The sequence below is a fragment of the Mycobacterium sp. DHQP2018-32-09 genome, from assembly GCF_058148405.1.
Map to the genome: position 1 here is coordinate 1 of NZ_JBYVYK010000005.1, position 18,004 is coordinate 18,004.

Annotated in this window: 10 protein-coding genes and 1 pseudogene; 3 read left to right on the top strand and 8 right to left on the bottom strand. The window is 71.6% G+C overall.

Features of this window, described 5'->3' with window-relative positions:
* A pseudogene (locus AC30CM_RS03895) lies at positions 1-408 on the bottom strand (PGRS repeat-containing protein); the annotation flags it as partial.
* A 770-nt stretch (positions 409-1,178) separates the two neighbouring features.
* On the opposite strand from AC30CM_RS03895, the gene AC30CM_RS03900 reads away from it, so the two are divergent.
* On the top strand, positions 1,179-2,441 hold the full coding sequence (locus AC30CM_RS03900; RefSeq protein ID WP_490115513.1) for an HNH endonuclease signature motif containing protein: 1,263 nt from the start codon (positions 1,179-1,181) through the stop codon (positions 2,439-2,441).
* A gap of 39 nt (positions 2,442-2,480) precedes the next feature.
* Here AC30CM_RS03900 and AC30CM_RS03905 read toward each other — a convergent pair whose 3' ends face one another.
* On the bottom strand, positions 2,481-3,599 hold the full coding sequence (locus tag AC30CM_RS03905; RefSeq protein ID WP_490115514.1) for an FAD-dependent oxidoreductase: 1,119 nt from the start codon (positions 3,597-3,599) through the stop codon (positions 2,481-2,483).
* Positions 3,600-3,664: 65 nt separating this feature from the next.
* Between AC30CM_RS03905 and AC30CM_RS03910 the strand changes: the two genes are divergently transcribed.
* Positions 3,665-4,273, top strand: a complete 609-nt coding sequence (locus AC30CM_RS03910) for a TetR/AcrR family transcriptional regulator (protein WP_490115515.1) — start codon at positions 3,665-3,667, stop codon at positions 4,271-4,273.
* Here the strand turns inward: AC30CM_RS03910 and AC30CM_RS03915 are convergent.
* The 4 genes from AC30CM_RS03915 to AC30CM_RS03930 form a co-directional block, all read right to left on the bottom strand.
* Positions 4,270-5,148 (bottom strand): MBL fold metallo-hydrolase, encoded by an 879-nt coding sequence (locus AC30CM_RS03915; protein WP_490115516.1) that lies wholly within the window; start codon positions 5,146-5,148, stop codon positions 4,270-4,272. The two genes, AC30CM_RS03910 and AC30CM_RS03915, sit on opposite strands and share 4 nt — an antisense overlap.
* 22 nt (positions 5,149-5,170) lie before the next feature.
* Positions 5,171-8,287 (bottom strand): arabinosyltransferase domain-containing protein, encoded by a 3,117-nt coding sequence (locus AC30CM_RS03920; protein ID WP_490115619.1) that lies wholly within the window; start codon positions 8,285-8,287, stop codon positions 5,171-5,173.
* Positions 8,288-8,367: 80 nt separating this feature from the next.
* A complete protein-coding gene (locus AC30CM_RS03925; protein ID WP_490115517.1) occupies positions 8,368-11,625 on the bottom strand; it encodes an arabinosyltransferase domain-containing protein in 3,258 nt (1,085 codons plus the stop codon).
* Positions 11,626-11,691: 66 nt separating this feature from the next.
* Positions 11,692-11,958 carry a helix-turn-helix domain-containing protein gene (locus AC30CM_RS03930; RefSeq protein WP_490115518.1) on the bottom strand — a complete coding sequence of 89 codons (267 nt, stop codon included), beginning with the start codon at positions 11,956-11,958 and terminating at the stop codon, positions 11,692-11,694.
* Between the two features lie 104 nt (positions 11,959-12,062).
* On the opposite strand from AC30CM_RS03930, the gene map reads away from it, so the two are divergent.
* Positions 12,063-12,827, top strand: coding sequence for a type I methionyl aminopeptidase (gene map, locus AC30CM_RS03935; protein ID WP_490115519.1), 765 nt, complete (start codon positions 12,063-12,065; stop codon positions 12,825-12,827).
* A 16-nt stretch (positions 12,828-12,843) separates the two neighbouring features.
* Here the strand turns inward: map and AC30CM_RS03940 are convergent, their stop codons facing one another.
* Both AC30CM_RS03940 and AC30CM_RS03945 read right to left on the bottom strand, forming a co-directional pair.
* A complete protein-coding gene (locus AC30CM_RS03940; RefSeq protein WP_490115520.1) occupies positions 12,844-16,113 on the bottom strand; it encodes an arabinosyltransferase domain-containing protein in 3,270 nt (1,089 codons plus the stop codon).
* The gene (locus AC30CM_RS03945) at positions 16,110-17,978 is read right to left on the bottom strand and encodes a galactan 5-O-arabinofuranosyltransferase (protein WP_490115521.1); all 1,869 of its coding nucleotides are present in this window, start codon (positions 17,976-17,978) and stop codon (positions 16,110-16,112) included. Before AC30CM_RS03945 ends, AC30CM_RS03940 begins: the two co-directional genes overlap by 4 nt.
* Between the last annotated feature and the right edge of the window lie 26 nt (positions 17,979-18,004).

Here is an 18,004-nt window from a genome sequence, read left to right on the forward strand (position 1 = left end):
GGGGGCGGGCTGCGGTGCGCCCGGTCCGACCGGAGCGGGCTCGGCGGCGTCGCGGCCGACGGCGCCGGAGCCACCCCTTCCGCCTGCGCCGCCGTTGCCGAAGAGGCCTGCGGCACCGCCGCTTCCGGCGTCTCCGCCGATGCCGTCGTGGAAGGACCAGTCGCCGTTGCCGCCTGCCCCGCCCGTCCCGCCCATGCCCGCGAGTAGACCACCGGTTCCGCCGTTGCCGCCTTGGCCACCGGCGCCGCCGGAGCCTCCTGCTCCGCCGGAGCCGAACAACCCGGCGGCGCCGCCGTTTCCACCGCTGCCGCCGGCCACGAGGGCGTCACCGCCGCGGCCGCCGTTGCCCCACAGCAATCCGCCGGGTGCGCCGTCCTCGCCGGGTGCGCCGTCGGCGCCGTTGCCGATCCACATCACGCCGTTGGGGTCCACGACGGTGAGGCCGGCGGCGTTGATGGTGACCGTGAACAGGAAGGAGATCGTGAATCCGTTCTGATCCAGCGTGACGCCGACGGGGCCGGCGAGGCTCACGGGGCCCGCGGCTGCCGTCGTGGCACGGTGGCCGGAGCCGACCTCGATGCCCGATGCCGCGGCGGCGACCACGGCGGCGCGGTCGGTAGCCGTGGGCGCCGACGACGCTGCACTGGCGATGCGTTCGGCGATGTCCGCCGTGACGTTGGTGATGGCAGGATCGGCCGCCGAGAACGCCGTCCAGGTGATCGCCGGTGACGATCCCTGCGTGGGTGCGGCGGCCTGCGCGCCGGTATCGGATGCGCTGGCGTCAAGGCCCCGTCGTGGCGCTGCCGGTACGCCCGCGGATGCCGGGGCGGCAGGGGCGCCCGACGTGGATGCCGTTGTTGCGGTTGGCATTTCGCTCAGAGGATGGGCGTCGTTGATCCCCATGCTCGCGGCCAGTAGACCGGTCGTCGTGATCAGTGACAAGAAGCCGATCGAGTGTCGGTGAGCCATGCGTCGTTCCCCCGGGTATTTGCCATTCCAAGCAGTATTCGACGTCACTGTAACCATCCCGTGACAACGGCGGGGCAACATGCCGGGAAATGTCGACGACATCCCGTCGGGTTCGCTGGCTGGTTCTCGTCGCCCGGTCACGTCCGTGCGTCGGGCCGCCGCCCGGCCGATCCGCCCGACGTGTCAGACCCCCTTGGCAGAATGATGGCATGTCGTCCGCCGCAGAGTCGTTGGCCGACGAGGTCAATCCGTATGCGCGGCTGGAGCCGGTGTTCGCCGAGTTGGCCGAGTTGGTGGGTCAGCGCAATGCCATCGACGGGCGGATCGTGGATCTGGTCGCCGAGCTGGAGCGCGACGAGCTGTGGGGCGTCACCGGTGCGCGGTCACTGGCGGCGTTGGTGGCGTGGAAGACCGGGGTGTCCCCGCGCAACGCCGAGACCGTGGTCGCCGTGGCGCGGCGGGCCGAGGAGTTCCCCCGGTGTGCCGCCGGGTTGCGGGAGGGCCGGTTCTCGTTGGATCAGGTCGCCGTGGTCGCCGAGCGCGCCGCGGCGGGCTCCGACGAGCACTACGCGCAGTTGGTGGGCACCGCGACCGTGACGCAGTTGCGGACGGCGGTGGCGTTGGAACCGCGGCCCGAGCCGGCACCGCAGCCTGAGCCGCGGCGGTCGATCAGCGCGCGGGTCGGCGAGCACGGCACCACGTGGCGGATCACCCTGCCCACGGTCGAGGCCGCGGTGTTCGACGCCGCACTCGCCGCGCACCGGGATGCACTGGTCACCGAGTGGAGGCGGGTGCACGCCGAGGGCGCCCGTGGCCCGGAGTCGGACACCACGGCGCCGTTTCCCGATGCCGTCGACGGGTTCCTGAGCCTGGTCGAGGCGGGCTGGGACGCCGAGGTGGCGCGCCGCCCGCACGGCCAGCACACCACGGTGGTGGTGCACCTCGATCTCGACGCCCCCTCGGCGGCGGTGCATCTGGGCGCGCACCTCGGCGCCGCCGATCGTCAGTACCTGCTCTGTGATGCGACGTGTGAGGTGTGGCTGGAGCGGGCCGGTCAGCCGATCGGCGCCGGGCGCAGCACGCGTCAGATCGGGCGCCGGTTGCGGCGGGCGCTGGAGCACCGCGACCGCTGCTGCGTGGTCCCCGGCTGTGGGGCCACCCGGGGTCTGCACGCCCATCACGTGGTGCACTGGGAGGACGGTGGCGAGACCGAGCTGGCGAATTTGGTGCTGGTGTGCCCGTTTCATCACCGGCTGCATCACCGCGGCGGCATCACGATCGCCGGTCCGGCCGACGCCCCGGTGGTCACCGACGCGCATGGGCACACCCTCACCGGCGGATCGCTGGCCCACCCACGCACGACCACGCCGCGGCAGGTGCCGCCCTACGCGGGCCCGACCGGTGAGCGCGCCAACTGGTGGTGGTACGACCCGTTCCGACCCCGGCCGCCCGCCGTCGACGGCGCGGCGTAGCGCCGGAGCCGTCCGCGCGCGAGTGATCGTCCGCGAAGATCATTGCCGTGCAACAGAACCGGCGCGTAGCGCCCGGTTGCGGGCATCGATGTCCGCCTGGGTGGCAGGCACCAGCAGGTCGCCTCCGGGCCCCGCCGTGGCCTGCGAGCGGATCGCGTGCGGGCGCTGGTCGCGCTCATACCGCGCGAATGCGCGAGCCGGGGCGTCGGGGTGCTCGTGCAGCGCCCGGGTCAGGAACCACGCGCCGGTGAGCGCCAGGCTGGTCCCGCGGCCGGACAGGTTGGACGCGCAGTGCGCGGCGTCGCCGACCAGCACGACGCGCCCCCGGGACCATTCGGGTGCGACGATCTGGCTCACCGAGTCGAAGTAGAGTTCGGGGTCCGCCGCTGCCGCAGCGACGAGTTCACGCACCCGCCACGCGTCGGTCCCGGCGAACGCCTCGCCAAGGATTCGCTGCTGCTGGCCGAGGTCGTGGTAGTCGTACTCGATCCACGGCGAGCGAAACATGAACACCGCCAACGCCGTCGAACCGTACGCGGCAATCCCTGCCATGTGGCCCGGAAAGTTGTACATCGGGTTCACCCGATCGGCGGGCGGGGTGTAACCGGGCAGGGCGGCCAGCGCAACGTAGAACCCGAGATGCCGTAGGAACTGGCGCTCCGGCCCGAAGACCAGCCTGCGGACCGCCGAGTGCATCCCGTCGGCGCCCACCACCACGTCGTAGCGCTCGGCCGCACCCGAGGCGAACCGCACGTCCACCCCGCGATCGTCCGACGTCAGCGCGGCCACCGACTCGCCGAACCGCAGGTCCGCCGGGGACGAGAGTCGGTCGACGAGGATCCTGGAGAGGTCCTCGCGTGGGATCTCGACGTCGTCGGGGGAATCGTTGATCTGGTCGAACGGCGGTTCGGCCACCGGGGTGCCGGAATCGTCGACGAACTGCACGCGCTCGCTCATGTCGATCCGGCGGTCGCGGATCGCGTCCAGGATGCCCATCTGGTCGGCGACGCCGATCGCCTCGCCGCGAATGTCGATGGGGGAGCCGTTGACCCGGAGGTGGTCGGCCCGTTCCACCAGGGTCACCGAGTGGCCGTGGGCTTCGAGGTCGAGCGCGGTGCACAGGCCCGCGATGCCGGCACCGGAGATGAGGACGCGCACGGGGACCACCCTTCGTTGAGATACAGTCCGTATCCAAAGGCTAGGGTCCACGCTTAGGAAACGCAATGTCTCTTAAATCTGGCGCAGCGCCGCAGCGGCGTCGCGGCCAGGTCCTCGAACACGCGCTGCTCGACGCCGCCTGGGACGAGCTGACCGAACGCGGCTACGACGACTTCACCATCGACGGCGTCGCCGCGAGGGCGGCCACCAGCCGCGCGGTCGTCTACCGCCGGTGGCCGCGCAAGCAGGAACTGGTGCTCGCGGCACTGCGGCGCGAGGCACTCGATCACCCCGTGGTCGCACCGGATACCGGCACGTTGCGCGGTGACGTCGTCGCGCTACTGCACCGCGCCAACGAAGCCCGCGTGGGTCTGGCGACACTGCTGCTCACCCAGCTCGGCAGTTTCTACCGCGACGCGGACACCAGCCTGGCCGACCTCGGCGCGTTCGTCCAGGGTGGCCGAGACGCGGTGCTGGACCAGGCGATTCAGCGTGCCGTCGACCGCGGCGAGATCTCCGCCGAGCGGGTGACCGAGCGCATCGCCCGCTTGCCCGTCGACCTGTTCCGCCACGAGATCCTCATGACGCTGAAACCGTTGCCGGACGGCACAATCGAGGAGATCGTCGACACCCTGTTCCTGCCGCTGCTGGGTGTGGGGCCGAGCGGCACCTAGATCCGGTCGAGGTCGAGCCAGTCGTCCACGGCGAAGCGGTCGCCGCGCGCGACCAACGTGGCGCCGCCCCGCCCCGGGTAGTGCGCGGGCAGCACCACGGCCCTGGCCCGTGCGGCCTCGGTGAACACCCGCGTGCGGGTCGCCGCGGCCGCGATGGGGTCCACGTCGAACGCGCACGCATCCCCGGGCCGCGGAATCTGGATGGGGCAGTGCGTCAGATCGCCGACGAACGCCGCGAGCCTGCCCGCGTCGAGCCAGACCACCGACGATCCCGGCGTGTGCCCCGGTGCGGCCCGCAGCCGCAGCGACGGGCTCAGCTCCAGCTCGTCGCGCCACGGCTGCAGCTGGTCTGCGACGGGGTCCACGCTGTCGGCCAACACCCTTCGCATGCCGTCGTTCTCGCCGGCGCCGCCGGGTGTGAAGAACTCCAGGTCCGCCGCGGGCACCACGTAGCGGGCGTTGGGGAACGTCGGGCGCCACCTTCCGTCCACCAGCTGGGTGTTCCACCCGACGTGGTCGGTGTGCAGGTGGGTGTTGATCACCACGTCGACGTCGGCGGGGTCGACGCCCGCCGCGGCGAGATCGGCGAGGAACGACGTCGACAGCCGGTGTAGCGGCGGCATGTGCGGACGGTCGCGATCGTTGCCCACGCCGGTGTCGACGACGACGGTCAGGCCGTCGACGCGAATCACCCACGACTGCATCGCGATTCGCCACTGCTCGGCTGCGCGGTCCCAGAAGTCGGGCTCCAGCAGCGCGGCCTCGTCCGCCGACGCCCGAGCCGGCGTGTCCGCGAACAGTGACGTCCGCATGGCGATGCGCGTCTCGACGACCCGGGTGACGGTGGCTCGGCCCAGGTGCACGGTGTGGCGCATGGCCCCACCCTGCCACGAATCGCTATGGCTTGATGCGGATCTTGCCGGGGCTGTACAACCCGCTGTGCGTCTGCGAACCCAGATCGATCTGGGCGGGCGTGGCGTCGACGATGGTGTCGAAGCGGCGCAGCGAGCCCCAGTCCTGACCCCAGTCGTTGGACAGGTACGTCGACATCACCGAGGCGCGCAGCAGCAGGTCGGTGATGCCCAGCAGGCCACCGTTCTTGCCGTCCTGCCAGGTGTCGGTGCTCTGCAGCTTGGCGTAGTAGTCCGGCGAGATCCGGAACTTCGGCACCTCGGTGACGCCGTTGGCGTGCAGCATCGGCTGCTGGCACGGGAAGGCCAGCCCCACGGCCCAGTCGAGCAGTACCGGCTGGGTGGAGCCCACGTACTCCTGCACCGAGCGCACCTCCGGTACGCGCGGCGGCGTGACGGCCACCCAGTCGCCCTGGCTCAAGGACAGGTCCTCGGCGACGACGCGCACGGCGACGGCGTCGGCGGGGATCTCGGCCCGCGGGTAGCGCAGGTTGCGCCACGACGGCGTCGGCCCGATGTCGAACGGGGCGACGCGGCCGGCCGGAACCGGCGCGCCGTCGGGGCCGCGGACGGCGTACTCGAGGTCGACGGTCTGCCCCGACGAGGTGCCGTTGGCGACGCTGGTGCCCGCGATGGTGCCCGCGGCGGTCACCACCACCAAGGGATGTGCGGCGTCGGCGGCGGGCAGCTCGTACCAGGCCGACGCCAGCTTGCTCTCCTGTTGCGCGCCGGTCGAATACGTGCCGGCGACGGGCACCCGGGCCGGGTCCAGCCCGTAGGGCAGCGGCACCGTGGAGCCGTTGACGCCGGGCCGCGACAGCTTCACCGGCCGGTCCCAGTCGTAGTCGGTACCGGGCTGCGGGTTGTTGAGCCGGATGGCCTCGGCGATGATGCGGTCGGGTACGCCGTTGGGGGAGAACCCGCTGGGCGACTCGCCACCCAGGGGGCCCAGCGGGCCGTAGGTGCCGGGCAGTGGGTTCAGGAAGCCGGCGTTCGAATCCGGTTCCACCAGCACGTCGTCGGCCAGCCCGCAGCCACCGGCGAAGGCCCGCACGTTGGCCCAGCCGTTGGAGTACGTCGGGTACTGGCGCACCACGCCGATGGCCATCGAGGCGACGAACACCAGCACCATGAACCCGGCCGCCAGCGGGATCGGGGCAGCGGTCAACCGGTCGGCGAGCCTGGACTCGCGCCGCGTCAGGTGCAGCCAGAACGCCCACAGCATGCACAGCGCCGACATGGCGAAGAAGATGGTGCTGACGGTCACGCCGCCGATCTTGGGCACCGAGTTGTTGAACGGCACACCGAAGTTCGAGACGTACCACCAGCCGTTCACCGACGCGAAGCAGAAGGCCAACACGAAGAACACCAATGCCAGGAACGCCACGCGGTTGCGCGCCGAGCGCAGCACCGCCGGCGACACCAGCACCGTGGCGACGGCCGCCATCGCGGCGCCCACCGCGGCGAACAGGCCGAAGTGGTGAATCCACTTGGTGGGCGTGAACATCAGGAAGAACATCGTGGCGAAGATGATGCCCATGAGCCGCCACACCGGACCCCGCGCGACGCCCGGCACGCGCTTGCGGCGCAGCATCAGGAACAGCGAGGGGAACAGGCACATCGCGGTGAACACGAACGCCACCCGGCGTGAGATGGCCCCGTCGACGGTGGGCAGCACCAGGTAGTAGTAGCGCAGGTTCTCGGTCCACCACTCCTGGCTGGGGCCGATGGCGGTGCGGATCCTGGTGGCCTCCAACACCGTTGCCAACGTCTGGTCGGCGAAGACCACCGCAAGGATCACGGTGCCCGCGGCCAGCAGCGGCGCGATCAGGGCCCAGGTGCCGACGAGCTGGCGGCGGCGCATGATGATTCGCAGGATGGGGCGGCCGCCGGCGACCAGCGCGGCGACGGCGATGAGGCCCGTGGGCTGGATGCCGAGGGTGAAAGCGGCGGCGGCGATGGCCAACGCGGCGGGCGTGAGCCGGCCGGAGCTGACCGCACGCTCGATCAGCACGTACGTCACCAAGGCGCCGGTGGCGATCTGGCCTTCGGGGCGCAGGCCGTTGTTGAACGGCATCCACGCACCCAGCAGCACCAAGCCTGCGGCCCACAGCGCGGGGCGGCTGGCCACCACGGCCGGGCCCAGGCGCGGCAACACCTCGCGGGACAGCAGCAGCCAGCAGATCAGCGAGCAGATGAGGTCGGGCAGGCGGATCCAGATGCTGGCGTCGCCGACGTGGGTCATGAGCGCCAGCACGTTGTAGTACCAGCCGAACGGGTCCTCGGGGCTGCCGAACCAGCGGAAGTAGTTGGCCATGTAGCCGCCGTGGTCGGCGACGCGGGCCATCTGCAGGATGTAGCCGTCGTCGGAGGAGTTGGTGCCGATGACGTACCAGAGCAGGAACCCGCCCACGACGACGCCGTCGACCGCGGTGAGGGTGCGCCAGCGGGTGGGGATCACCCGCTGCATGCGGCGGCCGTCGAGCCGGTCGAGGCGCAGCAGCGCCAGCAGCGCGATGATCGTCGCGACGACGGCCAACACCATGGCCGCGAGCTTGAGCGGCGTCGGGTGGCTGGTGAAGCGGGTGTCGATGGTCGCCGACACCGAAAGCCCCTGCGGGGCAGGCCCGGTGAGGTCGGTGAAGACGCCGACGATGGCGGGTCGCAGGTTGGGGTCGGGATAGCCGGTGCGTTGCGGCTGGCCGGCGTCGGCGCCGGTGGTCTGGGTGAGGCCCACGAAGTTCGCGTAGGTGCCGTCGGTGTTCGAGGTGATCTCGATGCGCTGGCAGGCCGGGTCGGCGACGCGGGCGCGGCTGACGCTGGCCACCACGACGTTGCGCACGATCACGTCGACCCGGGACGACGACGCGGTGACCAGCATGGCGTTCAGCGCGGCGTCGCGGCCCTCGGCGGGCGCGGTACCGAAGACGAGGCCGCCGTCGGCGGGCAGGTCGCGCACCACGGCGCACGGCACCGTGGCCGTCAGGCTCACCGGGGCCTGCGTGATGAGCGGCGCGGTGACGTTGCCCAGTTGGCCCTGCTGTGGCCAGTTCAGCGTCGCGGTGGTCTGGGTGACGGGCAGCAGGGGGGTGGCCACCGCCATCACGAATCCCAGCAGGCCCGCGACGATGGCGACCCACCGCGCGATCGTCACGTCCTTCACGGCCGAATCACCGACGCCGTTCACGGCAGGGCCCTGATCGGTCCGCCCCGGCTCCAGCCGAACACTCGCGTCGATCCTTCCTCGATGGTGGCGTTCGGTGCCCGGTCCTGCGGCACCACCCGGATGTAGCGCTCCAGCGACCCCCAGTCCCGGTACCAGTCGTCGCGCAGGTAGGTGGGGATGGCCTCGGTGCGCAGCAGTGCCTGGATGAACAGGAACGGGCCCCCGTCCTCGGCGGCCTGCCACTGGTTGGACGACACGACCATCTGCTTGAAGTTGGGGATGATCCGGTACTCCGGCAGTTCGGCGACGCCGAGGTGTTCGGCGAACGGGCGCTGGCAGGGGAAGTTGGCGGCGGTGGCGATGTCCATCAGCACCGGCGTCCGATCGCCCAGGAACTGCTGAGCGGTCTGCAGCACCGGCACCCGCGGCGGCGTGAACCCGAACCACTGGTCGGTGGACAGGTTGGGGTCGTCGGCGACGATGCGGGCGACGTTGGCCTCCGGCGGCGCGGTGGTCAGCGGGAAGCGCAGGTTGCGCCACGCCTTCTGCTGGAAGATGTCGATGGGCTGCACCTCGTTGAGGGCCTCATACGACCCGTCGGGCCGGTGCACGCCCCACTGCAGCTTGAGCGACTGGCCGTACTTGAACGAGCCGTCTTCCTCGTAGTACCAGATGGCGCCGGCGGCGGCGACGGTGACGAGCGGCCGGTCCGGGCTGCGTTCGGGCAGCTGGTACCAGGCCGAGGTGGCCTTGGCGGCCACGTTGGCCTGGTCCGAGCCGGGCTCGGCGTAGCTGCCCATCACCGGTGTGCGCTTGGGATCCAGGCCGAACGGCAGGAACACGCGGGAGCCGTTGACGCCCTCGGGCCCGTAGCCGCCGCCGGTTCCCGCGGCGTAGCCGATGCCGATGTTGGGTTTGTCGACGGGCCCGTCGGAGTTCGGGGTGCCGGGGTTGGCGGCGACGGGTTCGGCGGGCTCCAGGGTGTCGCTGACGCCGTTGGGGGTGAACCCGACGGGGTCCTCGCCGCCCAGTGGGCCGTAGGGGCCGAACCGCTGGCCCGGAACGGGTTGCAGCATGCCCTGGTTGGGGTCGGCCTCGACGAGCACGGAGTCGGCCATGGCGCAGCTGTCGGCCGACAGGCCCGACTGCAGTGCGGCGAGGTTGGCCCCGCCGTTGGTGTAGACGGGGTAGCGGCCTGCGGTGGCCTTGAGCATCGAGCCCAGCTCGAGCACCACCATGATCGTGGCGACGATCAGCAGCGGCGTCGAGGCCAGGGCGCGGTTGCGGCCGGTGTCGGCGACCTCGGTGTGCCCGGCGTAGTCCATGCGGAAGTGCAGCCAGCCGGTGAGCAGGCCGCAGGCGATGGCCAGCACCAGGAAGATCGTGGTGACGGGGTAGTGGGCGATCACGGGCTGCTTGTCGAACCACGGCACCCCGTAGTTGCCGACGTAGAACCAGCCGTTGAGGCCCGACGTGGCCCAGGCCAGGATGAACAGCAGCGCGGTGACGTAGAGCGCCAGGTTGCGTCGGCTGTGCAGTCCGACGCGGGCGAACGCGAACGCGGTGATGCCGCCCAGGGCGCCGGCCAGCCCGGCGAAGACGCCGAACTGGATGGCCCACTTGGTGGGCGTGAGCGTCAGCAGCAGCAGTCCGATGGCCGTGGATCCGGCGAGCCGCCACACCGGCCCGCTGCCCGCGCCGGGCACGCCGCCGCGGCGCAGCAGCACCATGATCAGGCCGAAGACGCACAGCAGCAGCACCAGCACGGCGAAGCGGCGCGTCAGGGAGCCGTCGACGCTGTCTTCGACCGTGAGGAAGTAGTAGCGCAGGAACTCCTGGTACCAGGGGATGGTGGGGCCCACGACGTACTTGATGCGGACGGCCTCGGCGACGGTGGCCAGGGTCTGATCGCGGAACACGAGGACAAACACCGCCGACGCCGCGGCCGCCAGCGGCAGCAGTGCGGCCGCCAGGCCGTCGCGGGCACGGCGGGCGCTCACCACCCGGCCGATGGCCCGCGCGCCGACGAACAGCGGTGCCAGCGCGACGAGGCCCTGCGGGGCGGTGGTGACGGAGAACGCCGCGACGACGATGGCGAGCGCGGCCGGCCACAGCCGCCGGGTGCCGATGGCGTTCTCGACGAGCAGCCACACCGCGACGGTGGCGAACGCGATGATCGGCTCGGGGCGCAGCCCGTTGTTGAACGGTAGCCAGGCGGCCAGGAACACCGCGCCCGCGGTCCACACGGCGACCCGGTTGGCGGCGACCCGGCGGCCCAGGCGGGGCAGGATGGCCCGGCTGACCAGGAGCCACGTGCCGATGGCCGCCGCGGTGGCGGGCAGGCGCAGCCATACGCCGTCGGCGCTGACGGCGGCGAGGTGGGCCAGCACGCTCTGGTACCAGTCGAACGGCGCCTCGGTGGCGCCGAAGTAGCGGTAGTAGTTGGTGGTGTAGCCGGCCTCGCCTGCCACGCGGGCGATGGTCACGTTGTAGCCGTCGTCGGAGGTCGGCGCGCCCACCACGTGCCAGACGAGCAGCCCCCCGATGACGCCGGCGTCGGCGAGCCAGTGCGCGGGTGTGACGCGCCATCGCAGGCGTGGCGCCCTGCGGCCGGCGGTGCGGTCGAGGAGCGCCAGCGCGACCACCGAGGCGACGACGCACAGCACGCCGAGCACCATGGCCAGCATCTTGAGGACGGTGGGCGAGGTGATGAAGCGGGTGTCGACGTCGACGCGGGCGGAAAGGCCGGGTTGCGGGGCCACGCGCAGGTCGGTGAAGATGCCGGCGACCTGGGGGCGCTTGTCGACGGGCAGGGTGCCGGTGGCGCCGGGGATGCCCACGAAGTCCGCGCCGACGGCGCCGACGTTGGCCCACACGTGGATCTCGCTGCAGGCGCCGGAGTTCACCGCGGCCCGGGGTGCGACGGCGGCGACGGTGTCACGGAAGGCGACGTAGACGACGTCGGCGTTGGCGCGCACGAACATGCCGTTGCGTCCGGCCTCGATGCCGCCTGCCGGGATGGTGGAGACCACCACGCCGCCTGCGGGGGGCAGGCTGGCGACGACGCGGCAGGGGATGGTGACGTCGAGCGCGCGGGGTGCGCCGGAGACCAGCGGCGCGGTGACGTCGGTGATCAGCCCGTCGGACCCCGCTGCCTGGGGCCACGCGATGGTGGCGGTGGTCTGTCGGACCGGCAGGAGCGGGGTGAGGGCGCAGAGGATGAGTCCAGCAACGCCCGCGATGATCGCGATGAGTCGAGAGGTCCGAGCGGGCACGACGAACAAGGGTAGGCGACGGAGTTGTGTGGGCGGCGTTGCGTGTCCCGCGGCGGTGTGGCGGTGCTATCCGGTGATTCGCAGGGCCGCCGGGTCGAGGCAGCTGTCGGCCAGCTCGTCGAGGGCCACGGGCAGGACGCGGGCCAGCGCGGCGATGGTGCTGAAGGCCGGGGTGGCGAGGCGGCCGGTCTCGATCTTGCGCAGGGTCTCCGGCGAGATGCCTGCGGCCTGGGCGACGTCGGCGATGGTGCGGTCGCCGCGGGCGTGCCGCAGGTGGTTGCCGAGACGCTTGCCCGCGGCGAGTTGTTCGGGGGTCAGCGGCAGGCGCACCATGCGACCACCCTAGCGGGCGCGGGGTCGCGGTGGCGCGGTATGAAAATACCGCGCCGTCGCGTAGGTTGGTATTTTCATACCGCTCACGAAGGAGGCTGCCGACGATGGTGGAGCTGAAGACCCCCGACGAGATCGCCAAGATGCGGGTCACCGGCGCCTTCATCGCCGGGCTGCTCGACGACCTGGTCGGCCGCGCCCGGCCCGGGGTGAACCTGCTGGACCTCGAGCACCGCGCCCGCGAGCTGATCGCCGAGCGGGGCGCGCAGTCCTGCTACTGGGACTACGCCCCATCGTTCGGGCGCGGCCCGTTCCGCAACGTCATCTGTCTGTCGGTCAACGACGCCGTGCTCCACGGTCTCCCGCACGACTACGTGCTGGCCGACGGCGACCTGCTGTCGCTCGACATCGCGGTGTCCATCGACGGGTGGGTCGCCGACTCCGCCCGCACGGTGATCGTGGGCACCCCGAGGCCACAGGACCAGCGGCTCGTCGACGCCACCGAGGAGGCGCTCGCGGCCGCCATCGCCGCCGCGCGGCCAGGGAACCGGCTGGGTGACGTGTCCGCGGCCATCGGCGACGTCCTCACCGGCCGCGGCTATCGCGTCAACACGGAGTTCGGCGGCCACGGCCTGGGCCGCACCATGCACGAAGACCCACACGTCCCCAACGTCGGCCGCGCCGGCCGCGGCATGAAGCTGCGGCCCGGGTTGACGCTGGCCCTCGAGCCGTGGCTGGCGGCGGGCACCGACCGCATCGTCTACGACCCCGACGGCTGGACCATCCGGTCCGCCGACGGCTCCCGGACGTCGCACAGTGAGCACACCGTCGCCGTCACCGACGGGCCCGCGCTGGTGCTCACCAGCCGGTAGCGGTCAGGCCGGTCGGTCAGGACAGCCGCAGCGGCGCCGGGCTCCACAACCCGCTGCGCTCGGCGGTGCCCAGGTCGATGCGGGCGGGCTGCGCGTCGGGGTACCACGGTGTCAGCTGCTGCAGGGCGCCCCAGTCGCGGAACCAGTCGTCCTTCAGGTAGGTCGGCACCGGCTCGGCGCGCACCAGCAGTTCCGTGATGCCCAGCGGGCCGCCGCCCAGGTAGTCCATCACCGGCGAATTCGCTTCGGCGCCAAAGCGATCGGGCAGGATGCGCCACTTGGGCACCTCGGTGACGCCGTAGTCGTGGCCGAACGGCCGCTGGCACGGGAAGGCCAGGCCCACCAGCCAGTCCAGCAGCACGGGATCGGTGGATCCCACGACGTCCTGCAGCGTCCGCAGCTCGGGGATGCGCGGCGGCGTGACGGCGATCCAGTGCTGCGGTGCCAGGTCCTCGTCGGTGGCGACGACGCGTACCTGCGTGGCGTCGTCGGGGATGGCGGCCATCGGCGCCCGCAGGTTGCGCCATGCCGGTGCGGCGCCGACGTCGGCCAGGGTGACGCTGCCGCCGGGTTCGTCGGCGTCGGCCTGCGCGTCGGTGGCCCACTGCACGGTGACCTCGCCGGAGTCGAAGCGGCCCGCGGCGGCGATCACCAGCAGCGGTCCGCGCTGGTCGGCCGGGGGCAGTCGGTACCACGCCGAGCGCAGCCGCGACGGCTGCTGCGTGCCCGCGCGCCAACTGCCCATCACCGGGACCAGCCGTGGGTCCAGACCGTAGGGCAAGCGGGCCCGGGAGCCGTTGACACCCGCCGCGGCCGTGGTGCCGCCCTCGGTGCCGGGTTCGCTACCGGTGATCAGGGAGCCGTCGCTGTCGGCGAAGTTGCCGCTGCCCGACGGTTCCATCACGGGGTCCGCCGACAGGTCGGCGGGTATGCCGTTGGGGTCGAAGCCCTGGGTGGTGGTGGCGCCCAGCGCCACGGCGGCGGGCACCCGAACCGGTTGCAGCAGGCCGGCATTGGGGTCCTGCTCGACGAGGACGTCGTTCGCCAGGCCGCACGTCTTACCGGTGAGCGCCTCCAGGTTGGAGCGGCCCACCGACCACGCCGGGTACTGGTCGATCATGCCGAGCGTCAGCGACACCACCTGGAACGTCACGACGAGCCAGACGACGATCGCGAACGGCGCCGACGCGATCCGCGTCCAGCGGCGAGGCTTGCCGGGTGGCGCGTCGCCGCGGCCGCTGAAGTGCAGCCACGCGGCCACCAGCAGCGCCAGAACCGAAAGTCCGAGCAGGATCGTGGTGAAGCCGAATGCGAACGACGGGAACGAATTCGACCACGGCACACCGAAGTTCGAGACGTACCACCACCCGTTGACGGTCGCGAACGACAGTGCGGTGACGAACAGCACGGTCGCGGTGAACACGGTGCGGTTGCGCCGCGAGCGCATGGCGGTCGCGGCGACGGCGACGGCGGCCAGCGCCCCCAATGATCCCGCCAGGCCGGCGAACACGCCGAAATGGTGCGTCCACTTGGTGGGGGTGAACATCATGGCCAAGAACGAGATGATCGTGATGCCGACGATCCGCCTGCTGGGCCCCAGGGCGGTGCCGGGGATCTTGCCCTTGCGCAGGGACATGGCCACCGAGACCGCGAGCGCGAGCAGCAGTGAGAGCACCGCGAAGCGTCGGGCCACCGACCCGTCGGGGCTGGTGGTGAACAGCCGCTCGTAGCGGATGTGTTCGTCGAACCACGCCAGGCTGGGGCCCACGTCGGACTTGAACGAACTGGCCTGCAGCGCCGCGGCGAGTGTCTGGTCGCGGAAGATGAGGAAGATCGTGACGGTGCCTGCCGCCAGCACGGGTGCCAGCAGCGCGAGGTAGCCGAACCGCGAGACGTGTTGGCCCACGATGGTCTTCAGCGGTCCGATCGCCACCAGCAGGGCGCCCACCGCGGCGATGCCGGTGGGCCCGGAGAACAGTGTGAGCGCACCGATGATGAGCGCGATCGCCACCGGCAGCAGCCTGCTGGTGGCCACGCCGCGCTCCACCGAGCACCACGTCAGCAGGATGCCGAGCGCGATGATGGGCTCGGGTCGCAGGCCGTTGTTCAGCGGCAGCCAGAACGCCAGGAACATGCCGGCCGCGGTCCACCGTGCGGCGGTGCTGTGCTTGACCGCCGTGCCCAGTCGGGGGATGACCTCGCGGCTGATGATCCACCAGCACGCCAGCCCCATCAGCAGCGTGGGCAGGCGCATCCAGACGCTGGCGGTGGTGACGTGCGCCCACAGCGCCAGCAGGTCGTAGTACCAGCCGAACGGCGCCTCCGGCGTGCCGAACCAGCGGTAGTAGTTGGCCATGTAGCCGGCGTGCTCGGACACGCGCGCCATGGTCAGGATGTAGCCGTCGTCGGAGGTGTTGGCGCCGACGAAGTGCCACCACACCATCACCGCGGTGACCAGGCCGTCCAGCGGCGACAGGGACCACCAGCGCGGCGGCAGGATGCGGCGGTGGCGCACGCCGTCGGCGACGTCGAGGCGGTGCAGCGCCCCCAGCGCGATCACGGTCATCACGACGCCGACCACCATCGCCAGGAGCTTGAGCAGCGTCGGCGACGTGCTGTAGCGCGAGTCGACGTCGGCCGAGAAGCTCAACCCCTGCGGCGCGGGACCGGACAGGTCGGTGAACACGCCCACGATCTGCGGCCGGAAGTCGTAGCCGCCGCGCTCACCGCGCAGCGGTTCGTCGGCGCCGGTCTGCTCGCCCCCGTCGGACGTCTGGGTGAGCCCGACGAACTCGCCGGTGACCTTGTCGGCGTGTGCGGTGAACGTCAGCCGCTCGCAGGCCGGGCTCAGCACGTCGCGCAGCGGGGCGCTGACGACGGGCGTGTTGCGCACGATCACCAGCAGGTCGTCGCCCACGCGCTCGATGAGCAGCCCGCGGTCCACCGCCTTGGGGGCCTGCTTGGGCACCGTCGACAGCAGGACCGTGCGTTGGCCCTGCAGGCCGGCGGCCGCGCTGCACGGGATGGACAGGTCGAGGCTCGTCGGCACGTATCCGATGAGCGGTGCGTCGACGCTGGCCAGGACGCCGTTCTGGGGCCAGTTCAGCTGTGCGGTGGTCTGGGTGACCGGAAGCAGCGGGGTGGCGATGGCCAGCAGGGCGCCCAGCAGACCCGCCACGATGGCGATCAGGCGCACGGTGTGGTGGTTGGTCGCGCCAGCCGGCCCCTGCTCGGCACCCTCTCGACTCACGGGGCTAGATGTTAACCGGGCGTTCGTCTTGGTCATTTCCTGATCGCCAGCACGAACGGTCCGATGTCGGTCCTGGTCCATCGGGGATCGTCGAACAGTGCCGCGTCCAGGCTCACCTGGTAGCGCCGCACGTTGGGCTGGTTGGGGTAGACGTCGCTGGCCAGCCGCAGGGTGTAGGTGTCGTTGGCGCCGTGGCGCATCAGGAACACCGTGGGCGGTTGCCAGGGCAGGGTGTCGAGCGCCGTGACGAACTCGTCGGGCGTCGTGAGGGTGGCCCACCCCTCGATGGCCGCCGAACGCTCGTCGAACTGTGCGAGCGGGTTGGCGTAGTGCGAGGTCAGACCCTGGAAGCCGTAGTACGGGTAGAACGACAGGAAGCTGTAGTCGGCCGTCATCACGACCGTCTGGTTGCGGGGCGTGCCGGTGGCGGCCTGGATCGCCGCGTCCACCTCCGCGTAGTAGCTCGCCGCGCCCGGAGGCCTGCGGTCGGCGCGTTGGCCGGCGCCGTCGGTGTCGGTGTAGGCCACCGTGATGTCGGGGCGCAGCACGTCGGGGACGTCCTGGCTGAACGTCATGGCGCCGATGGCGCCGACGACCGTGGCGCCCAAGAGGACGCGGCGTCCGGCGGTGGGCGAGTAGCGGGCCGCGACGGCCTGGGTGATGCCGACGAAGCCGAGCACGCCGGCTGCGGTCAGCAACACCGTCAGCGTCGGCTGCAGCCGGAACGACAGCAGCGTGGTGCCCAGCAGTGTCGTCAGCATCGACAGCAGCGACCACGCGTAGACGGCCAGGACCCCGACGGCCAGCGGGGGAGCGGTCGGCGACGAGCTACCCGCGTACACCACCAGCCACAGCGTGCCCACCAGGCACAGCGCGCCCAGCAGGGTGAACGACAGCATGGGGAACGTCAGCTGCGCGCCGTCGGCGGGCAGGTAGTGCAGCGCGGTCCCGGAGTCCGCGGGGACGCCCCGCAGGTGCGCCAGCAGATACGGCCCCCAGCCCAGCAGGGCGATGGCACCGGAGATGGCGGCGACGGCGGCCACGCGCAGCAACGGCCACACCGACCGGCGCACGGCGGCGAGCAGCACGGCCATGATCACGAACGTGAACGCCGCGTAGGCCAGCAGCAGCGTGTAGAACAGTGCGGCGACGCCGAGGAACACCCCGACGCCGACGATCGCGCCCCAGCCCTGCGCCCGGTCGACGGCGCGCAGCCCGGCCCAGGCCACCACGAACATCGGCGGCAGCAGCAGGCTGATGATCGCGGCGTACGGTTCGGTCGACGAGTACGCCAGCGTGGTCGCGGTGGTCGCCGTCGTCACCGCCAGCGCGATCTCGAACCGCGTGATGGCCGCCCACAGCAGGAACGCGACGGTCACCGCGATGGCGATCGAGATGATCGCCCACGGTTTGAACGCCTCCCAGGCAGGCGTGCCGGTGGCCGCCGCGAAGCGCCCGCCCAGCCAGAACCACCCGGGCGGGTAGAACGGCGGCAGGTCGATGTAGGTCATGTCGTGCGGCACGGGCGAGTCGGTGAGCCGCGTCAGGTACTCGGTGCGGAACTGCTGGTCCACCGAGATGCCGAACAGGTAGAGCTTGGTGGCACCCAGCGGCATCCCCAGCGTGACCACCGTGAAGGCCGTCAGGAACGTCACCGCGAACGCCCGGGCCACCCAGAGCCGGCCGCGACGCCACAGCAGCCCTGCCACCAGCAGCCCCGCCAACGCGACGAACTGGCCCACGGTGGTGAGCGCGTGCAGTTGATTGCTGGAGTTGAACGCCGGCCACTCGACGCGTGCGATCGCGGTCAGTGCGACGACGGACAGCGCCACCGTGACGGCGACGGCGCCGAGTGTCGCGACCGCCCGTCGGCCGGCTGTGGCTAGCACTGTGACGTTCATCCCGGGTCGCTACGCTCCAGCCCGCC

Bases quoted from the DNA above. Each gene is read 5' to 3' on its own strand.
- AC30CM_RS03900 (WP_490115513.1), top strand. From the start codon at position 1,179: ATGTCGTCCGCCGCAGAGTCGTTGGCCGACGAGGTCAATCCGTATGCG.
- AC30CM_RS03910 (WP_490115515.1), top strand. From the start codon at position 3,665: ATGTCTCTTAAATCTGGCGCAGCGCCGCAGCGGCGTCGCGGCCAGGTC.
- AC30CM_RS03915 (WP_490115516.1), bottom strand. From the start codon at position 5,148: ATGCGCCACACCGTGCACCTGGGCCGAGCCACCGTCACCCGGGTCGTC.
- AC30CM_RS03920 (WP_490115619.1), bottom strand. From the start codon at position 8,287: ATGGCGGTGGCCACCCCCCTGCTGCCCGTCACCCAGACCACCGCGACG.
- AC30CM_RS03930 (WP_490115518.1), bottom strand. From the start codon at position 11,958: ATGGTGCGCCTGCCGCTGACCCCCGAACAACTCGCCGCGGGCAAGCGT.
- map (WP_490115519.1), top strand. From the start codon at position 12,063: ATGGTGGAGCTGAAGACCCCCGACGAGATCGCCAAGATGCGGGTCACC.
- AC30CM_RS03940 (WP_490115520.1), bottom strand. From the start codon at position 16,113: ATGACCAAGACGAACGCCCGGTTAACATCTAGCCCCGTGAGTCGAGAG.
- AC30CM_RS03945 (WP_490115521.1), bottom strand. From the start codon at position 17,978: ATGAACGTCACAGTGCTAGCCACAGCCGGCCGACGGGCGGTCGCGACA.